At 67.3% G+C, this 8,636-nt stretch carries 1 protein-coding gene; it reads left to right on the plus strand.

The window, feature by feature from the left end:
* Positions 1–345 precede the first annotated feature (345 nt).
* Positions 346–8,636, plus strand: an 8,291-nt coding sequence (locus tag A2J02_RS12155; protein WP_068050424.1) for a fatty acid synthase subunit beta domain-containing protein, incomplete at its 3' end; no start/stop codon positions are given.

Consider the following 8,636-nt stretch of genomic DNA (forward strand, 5'->3'; position numbering starts at 1 on the left):
CGTCTGTGCTCGAGATCACATCACGAAAAGATAACGAAAAATGCGAGGCGTTCCTCATGTTCTGGTGTTCCGCTCGACGCTCTCGCCAGCGTGGATACGGGTTACCGACGAGTCGGGTAAACAAAAGGTAAAGCCACTTCGAGTGACGTACTCGCTGGTAGCACTCGGACGTCCGAGCAAACCTGAGGATTTCCTCATGATTTTGTGTCAACCTTGAGCAGCGCGGAGGAGACCTGTCGACGAAGACCGGCTCACCGCTTCGACCTTGTAGCCCACGACGCCATGGGGCAGTCATCACAGCGAACGCCCCGACCCCCGAGGCGTCCACGAGAGGAATCTTCAGCCTTGACGATCAACGAGAGCACACCATCACACGGACGAGGCTCGCGAAGCACCGGCAACGCAGACAAATCCCCTAGAAGCAATGGCGGCTCTCGGACTCTGGCAGATCGTTTCGCCGCGGGCGAGCCGTACGCGTTGGCCTTCGGCGGCCAGGGCGCACCATGGCTCAGCTCCCTCGAGGAACTGGCTCGCGACTCCGCGCTCGAACCCGAACTGACCGATCTCGTCAACGAGGCAGCAGTCACTCTCGCGCCCGTGGCAGACGAGCTGCTGGTCGTGCGATCGGTCGGCTTCGACCCGATCGGCTGGATGCTCGAACAGGACCTCGCCGACGACGACACCGTCGGCTCGTACGGACCGTCCGAGGCAGCGCTGACCTCCGCTGCCGTCTCGCTTCCCGGAGTGTTTCTCACCCAGGTCGCAGCACTGCGTGCGTTGAAGTTGCAGGGGCTCGATCCGGCCCAGACCCCGCCCGTCAAGGTCGTCGGACACTCGCAGGGTCTCATCGCCGCCGAGTCCGTCGCAGCCGATGGCGCACAGGATGCGAACTTCCTGGCTGTCGCCCAGCTCGTGGGTGCAGCGGCAGGTCTCGTCGGCCGCCGCCGCGGCATCATCGGTGCCGGAGACCGCGCGCCGATGGTCTCGGTTGCCAACGTCGAACCCGCACGACTGCAGGCGATCATCGCCGAACTCGCGATCGACGGAGCGCCGGAGCGATCCGCAGCTCTCGCCATCCGCAACGGCCGTCGTCGCGTCGTACTCTCCGGGCCGCCGGCCCAGCTGGCTCGCGTGCAGGAGAAGTGCGAGCAGATCGCTGCCGAGGAAGAGCTTGACCGCGACGCCAAGAAGCGTGGCGGTGCCGTGTTCGCCCCGGTCTTCGAGCAGCTTCCCGTCGAGATCAGCTTCCATCACCCCGCCCTGGCAGATGCCGTCGAACTCGTCAGCGCCTGGGCGCAGCGTTGTGGGCTCGACGTCGACCTCGCACGCGAGCTCGCACAGAAGATCCTCGTCGACTCCGTGGATTGGGTCGACGCCATCGACGGTGTCGTCGACGCCGGTGCCGACTGGATTCTCGATCTCGGTCCGGGCGACCTGCTCACCCGCATGACCACCCCGGCGTTGCGTGGACAGGGCGTTGGCATCATCGCCGCGTCCTCGCGCGGTGGCCACCGCAACCTGCTCACTCCGGGAGCTGCTCCCGAGGTCCAGCCCGCATGGTCCGCCTACGCCCCCACTCCGGTCACGTTGCCCGACGGCCGCGTCGTGGTCGAGACCTCGTTCACCAAGATGACCGGACGTTCGCCGATCCTGCTCGCCGGCATGACGCCGACGACGGTCGACGCCAAAATCGTTGCCGCAGCTGCCAATGCAGGCCACTGGGCCGAGCTCGCCGGTGGCGGCCAGGTCACCGAGGACATCTTCACCGATCGTGTCGCCGAGCTCTCCACGCTTCTCGAGCCCGGCCGCGCAATCCAGTTCAACTCGCTCTTCCTCGATCCGTACCTGTGGAAGCTGCAGCTCGGCGGACGCCGCATCGTGCAGCGCGCTCGCGCGGCGGGTGCGGCCATCGACGGCGTCGTCGTCACCGCAGGCATCCCGGAACTCGAAGAGGCAGTGGCCCTCATCGAAGAGCTGTCCGAGGCAGGCATCAGCTACGTCTCGTTCAAGCCCGGCACCGTCGCGCAGATTCGCGCCGTCATCCGTATCGCCAACGAGGTTCCCTCGTACCAGGTCAACGTCCACATCGAGGGTGGCCGCGCAGGCGGACACCACTCGTGGGAGGACCTCGACGACCTGCTGCTGACCACCTACGCTGAGCTGCGGTCACGGCCCAACCTCGTCGTCTGTGTCGGCGGCGGCATCGGCACACCCGAGCGGGCAGCGGAGTACCTCACCGGAACCTGGTCGGCTGTGCACGGCTACCCGAAGATGCCGCTCGACGGCATCCTCGTCGGCACTGCCGCGATGGCAACCCTGGAGGCCACGACGGCTCCCGAGGTCAAGCAGCTTCTGGTCGACACACCCGGAACCCCCGACTGGGTCGGTGCCGGTACCGCGAACGGCGGAATGGCCTCGGGCCGTAGCCAGCTCGGTGCCGACATCCACGAGATCGACAATGCGGCATCGCGGTGCGGCCGACTGCTCGACGAGGTCGCAGGCAACGCCGACGCCGTGGCCGAGCGTCGCGACGAGATCATCGCCGCACTCGACGGCACCGCCAAGCCCTTCTTCGGTGACGTCGCCGAGATGACGTACCAGCAGTGGCTCGTTCGCTACCTCGATCTGGCCATCGGAACGGACTCGCGCAGCGACTTCGATTGTGGCGGCGAGTTCACCGATGCCGTGTCCGAGGCACGCGAGTCGGTGTGGCTCGACGTCACCTGGCGTACCCGCTTCCTGGAGATGCTGCAGCGCGCCGAGGCTCGGCTGCACCCCGTCGATCGCGGACCCATCCCCACCTTGTTCGCCGATGCCGAGGTTCTCGAACGCCCGCGTGCAGCTCTGAAGTCGCTGCTCGCACAGTTCCCGGACGCCGCCGACGTGGTTCTGCACCCGGCCGACATCACCTTCTTCACCTCGCTGTGCCGCATGCCCGGCAAGCCGGTCAACTTCGTCCCCGTCGTCGACGGCGACGTGCGCCGCTGGTGGCGCAGTGACTCGCTGTGGCAGGCACACGCCGCTCGCTACTCGGCCGATCAGGTCTGCATCATCCCCGGTACCGTCGCCGTCGCGGGCATCACTCGCGTCGACGAGCCCGTGGGCGAGCTGCTCGATCGCTTCGAGAAGGCCACCGCGGATCAGCTTCTCGCCGAGGGCGTCGAGCCCACGGCCATCGCGAGCCGTCGCCACGCCGAGATCGCACCCGGACTGCTCGGCATCGTGCTGGCTGCTCCCGACGTCACCTGGGCCTCGCGGATGACGCAGAACCCCGTTGCACGCCTGGGTGATCCGGCCGACTGGACCGTGGAGTCCGAGACGGTCGCGGCGCACCCGCAGACCGGCTCGACGCTGACCGTGCTCGATTCCGAGCACGTGGAGCTGCTGGTTCCGCTCGCCCCGGGCAAGGAAGTACGTATCCGCCTGACGGTTCCGGCCTCCACGATCGACGGCGGCGCTCCCGTCGTCACCGCGCAGGACGCACAGCAGGCCATGTCGGCTCTGCTCGGAGTTGCTGCAGGCCAGGACCTTCCGGCCGTCAAGGGCGGCGTCGCCCGGCTGAACATCGCATGGATCCCCGATCTGATCGCCGATCACGCAGGCGTCACCGGCTCCGGCCTGCCGGACTCGCTGACCGTCAGCGGCAAGGCCGTTCCCGACGTTCTGGTCGGTGCCTGCTGGCCCGCCGTCTTCGCCGTCCTGGGTGCCACCCGCAACGCCGAGGGCATCGACGTCATCGAAGGCATGCTCGACCTGGTGCACCTCGACCACAGCGTCAACCTGGTCGGCGAATTGCCCACCGACACCTCGATTCTCGTGGTCAAGGCTGCGGCCGGAGAGGTGCTCGACACCGACCTCGGCCGCGTCGTCGAGGTCACCGTCGAGATCGGTGCCATGCTCGGCGAGGGGCTCGACGCTCCCGCCGTCGCAACTCTCGTGGAGCGCTTCGCCATTCGCGGACGCACCGGCAAGGGTGAGCTGACCGATCCGGCCCGCGCCGGCGGCTCGGTGAGCGCCGACGCCAAGGACACCCCGCGTCGTCGCCGCCGTCAGGCAACCATCGTGGCCCCGCGCAACATGGCCGCGTTCGCTCAGGTCTCGGGCGATCACAACCCCATCCACACCTCGGACGCCGCGGCGCTGCTCGCCGGCCTCGGCAGCCCGATCGTGCACGGCATGTGGCTCTCTGCTGCCGCACAGCAGACGGTGACCGCAGTCGACCACGCGGACACCAAGACTCCGCCGCGTCGCCTCACCGCATGGACCGCGCGCTTCCTCGGCATGGTTCGACCCGGAGCGGAGATCGATGTTCGCGTCGACCGCACCGGATTCGACCAGGGTGCCGAACTGATCGAGGTTTCCTGCCGTGTCGCAGGCGAACTGGTCATGGTCGCCACCGCTCGCACCGCGCCGCCGAAGACCGTCTACGCGTTCCCGGGTCAGGGCATCCAGCGGGCGGGCATGGGCCTGGACGCTCGGTCTCGCTCGAAGGCCGCACGTGAGGTGTGGGAGCGTGCCGACAAGCACACCCGCAGCGCACTGGGCTTCTCCATTCTCGCTGTGGTGCGCGACAATCCGACGTCGCTCAAGGCGCGCGGCGTCACCCACAAGCACCCCGACGGTGTGCTGCACCTGACGCAGTTCACCCAGGTTGCGATGGCCGTTCTCGGCGTCGCGCAGGTTGCCGAACTGCGTGAATCCGGTGCGTTCGTGGAGAACTCGATTCTCGCGGGCCACTCGGTCGGTGAGTACAACGCTCTCGCAGCCGTTGCCGGTGTGCTCCCGCTCGAAGCCGTCCTCGAGGTCGTCTTCCAGCGTGGTTCGGCCATGCACGCGCTGGTTCCGCGTGATGCCAGCGGCCGCAGTGACTACCGCATGGCAGCGATCCGCCCGTCGCAGATCGGCTTGGCCGATCAGGACGTGCAGGGCTTCGTCGCCGGTGTCGCAGAAGAATCCGGTGAGTTCCTCGAGATCGTCAACCTCAACCTGCGCGGTTCGCAGTACGCCATCGCAGGCACGGTTGCCGGCCTCGGCGAGCTGGAGAAGAAGATCGCGATCCGCCGAGCGGAGTTCGGTGGCAAGGCCGCCTACATCATGGTTCCCGGCATCGACGTGCCGTTCCACTCCACGGTGCTACGCGGCGGAGTCGACGATTTCCGCAACCGCCTCGAGACGCTGCTCCCCGAGCAGATCGATCCGGCGATCCTGGTGGGGCGCTACATCCCCAACCTGGTGCCCAAGCCGTTCTCGCTCGAGCGCGAGTTCGTTCAGGAGATCGCCGATCTGGTTCCGTCCGAGCCGCTGAACACCGTTCTCGCAGAGTTCGATTCGTGGGCAGCACGGCCGAGCGCTCTGTGCCGGGTGATCCTGACCGAGCTGCTGGCATGGCAGTTCGCCAGCCCGGTGCGCTGGATCGAAACCCAGGACCTGCTGTTCGCAGACGAGTCCGACGGCGGCATGGGCGTCGAGCGCTTCGTCGAGATCGGCCTGGGGGCAACCCCGACCGTGGCCAACCTCGCGTCGCAGACCCTCAAGCTACCGGGCCGCTTCGGCCACCCGGTCGAGGTTCTGAACCTCGAGCGCGAGGCTGCGATCATCTACGGCACCGACACCGATCCGGCTCCGGCCGACGAGGAAGAGTCGACACCCGTGGAGGCCGCTGCTCCGGCGGCAGCTGCAGCTCCGGCCGCAGCACCCGCTCCGGCATCAGCACCGTCGGGCGGACCTCGTCCGGACGACATCGCGTTCGTCGCCGCCGATGCAACCAAGATCCTCATCGGTCTGTGGACCAAGCTGCAGCTCGATCAGATCGGGCCTGCCGACACCATCGAGGCTCTGTGTGACGGAGTGTCCTCGCGTCGTAATCAGCTGCTCGTCGACCTCGGTTCCGAGCTCTCGCTCGGTGCCATCGACGGTGCAGCCGATGCCGACATGGGTGCGCTCTCGGGCACGGTGAACAAGCTGGCTCGTACGTACAAGCCGTTCGGTCCGGTGCTCAGCGACTCCATCAACGACCATCTCCGCAAGGTCTTCGGCCCCTCGGGTCGGCGCCCGGCCTCGATCGCCGATCGCGTCAAGAAGACCTGGGAACTGGGCGACGGCTGGGCGCACCACGTCACCGCCGAGGTCGCTCTCGGTACCCGTGACGGTGCCTCGGTTCGTGGTGGCGCGCTCGGTGGCCTGGCCGACGGCGCTCTCGCCGACGGCAACGCAGTCGACAACGTCATCGACGCGGCAGTGGCCGCGGTGGCCGCACGCCGCGGCGTTGCAGTCTCGATGCCGCAGGCAGGCGGCGGAGCCGGCGGAACCGTCGACGCTGCTGCTCTCGGTGAATTCACCGAGCACATCACCGGCCGCGACGGCGTCCTCGCCTCCGCAGCCCGGTTGGTGCTCGAACAGCTCGGACTGGCCGATGCGCCCAACGCACTGCTGGCCGAGGATCCCGACGCTGCTCTGGTCGAGCTGGTCTCGGCCGAGTTGGGATCCGACTGGCCTCGCCTCGTCGCCCCGGCGTTCGACGCCAAGCGCGCCGTCCTGATCGACGACCGGTGGGCCACCGCCCGTGAGGACCTGGCCCGGTTGTGGCTCGGTACCGCAGGCGACGTCGCCGTCGAGTCCTTCGCCGGTGCCGGCAATGCCGTTGCAGCTCAAGCACAGTGGTGGAAGGCCAAGGCCGACTACGAGAACAAGGCAGTGCTGGCCGAAACCTTCGGACGCATCGCGGACATCGCGGTCGCATCCGAGGACAAGGGCCCATGGGCCGACGAGGTCGCAGTGGTCACCGGCGGTAGCAAGGGCTCCATCGCAGCTGCGGTGACGGCCAAGCTGCTGGCCGGGGGAGCGACGGTCTTCGTCACCACCTCCAGGCTCGACGACGAGCGACTCGGCTTCTACCGCAGCCTCTACCGCGACAGCGCACGGAGCGGAGCGTCGCTGTGGGTGGTTCCGGCCAACATCGCGTCGTACACCGACGTGGATGCACTCATCGAGTGGATCGGCAGCGACTACATCGATACTGCCGGTGGCGCAAAGACTCTGGTCAAGGCCGCAACTACTCCGACGATGCTGTTCCCGTTCGCAGCGCCGCGGGTCATGGGCGAGATGTCCGACGCCGGAGCTCGCGCCGAGATGGAAATGCGAGTGCTGCTCTGGTCGGTCGAGCGTTTGATCACCGGACTGTCGAAGGTCGGTTACGACACCGACATCGACACTCACCTGCACGTGGTGCTGCCGGGATCGCCGAACCGCGGAATGTTCGGTGGAGACGGTGCCTACGGCGAATCGAAGGCCGCACTCGACGCAGTCGTCGCCAAGTGGGGCTCGGAGAAGAACTGGGCCGAGCGGGTGTCCATCGCCCACGCTCACATCGGGTGGGTGCGCGGCACCGGTCTGATGGGTGGCAACGATCCCATCGTCGAGGCCGTCGAGGCCGAAGGCGTTCGCACCTGGTCCACCGACGAGATGGCGACCGAACTGCTCGAACTGTGCACACCTACCGCTCGCCGTCAGGCTGCGCAGGAGCCGATCGTCGTCGATCTCACGGGCGGCTTGGCCAACACCAAGCTCAACCTCGTCGAGCTCGCTCGGGACGCGGCTGCGGCCGCTGCCGAGAAGACCGAAGAGGCAGTGGACAACTCGGTCATCGCGGCGCTGCCCGCACCGCCGCGGCTGTCCACGTCGACCACGGCTCCGGCCTGGCCGACACTGGACGTCGACCCGAAGGACCTGGTCGTCATCGTCGGCGCGGGCGAGCTCGGACCGTACGGTTCGGCGCGTACCCGCTTCGAGATGGAGGTCGACGAGCAGCTCTCTGCCGCAGGCGTTCTCGAACTCGCATGGAACACCGGCCTCATCGCCTGGGAGAACGATCCCAAGCCGGGTTGGTACGACATCGAGTCCGGTGACCTGGTGCCGGAGGAGGACATCGCCGACAAGTACCACGACATCGTGGTCGAGAAGTGCGGTATCCGTACCTACGGCGACGACGGCGCGATGGTCGGCAACACGGCTCCGCTGATGACCTCGATCTTCCTCGACAACGACCTCACGTTTGTGGTCGGAACCGAGATCGACGCCCGGTCGTTCGCAGCAGCGGACCCCGAGCACACGCTCATCACCCCGGTTCCGGATTCGAGCGACTGGCAGGTCACCCGCAAGGCGGGCACCGAGATTCGCGTTCCGCGCAAGATGAAGCTCACCCGCACCGTGGGTGGACAGATTCCCACCGGATTCGATCCCACCAAGTGGGGCATCTCGCCCGACATGGCCAGCTCGGTCGACCGAGTCGCCCTGTGGAACATCGTCACCACGGTCGACGCGTTCATCTCCTCGGGCTTCAACCCGTCGGAACTGATGCGCTGGGTGCACCCCACGTTGGTCGCCAACACACAGGGCACCGGCATGGGCGGCATGGAATCGATGCGCTCGCTGTACATCGACACCTTGCTCGGCGACGCTCGTGCGAACGACATCCTGCAGGAAGCTCTGCCGAACGTCGTTGCTGCGCACGTGGTTCAGTCGTACATCGGTAGCTACGGCGCGATGGTTCACCCTGTCGCCGCCTGTGCCACCGCGGCGGTCTCCGTCGAAGAAGGCGTCGACAAGATCAAGCTGGGCAAGGCGCAACTCGTGGTCGC

The organism is Rhodococcus sp. EPR-147 (assembly GCF_001647185.1).
GTDB lineage: Bacteria > Actinomycetota > Actinomycetes > Mycobacteriales > Mycobacteriaceae > Rhodococcoides.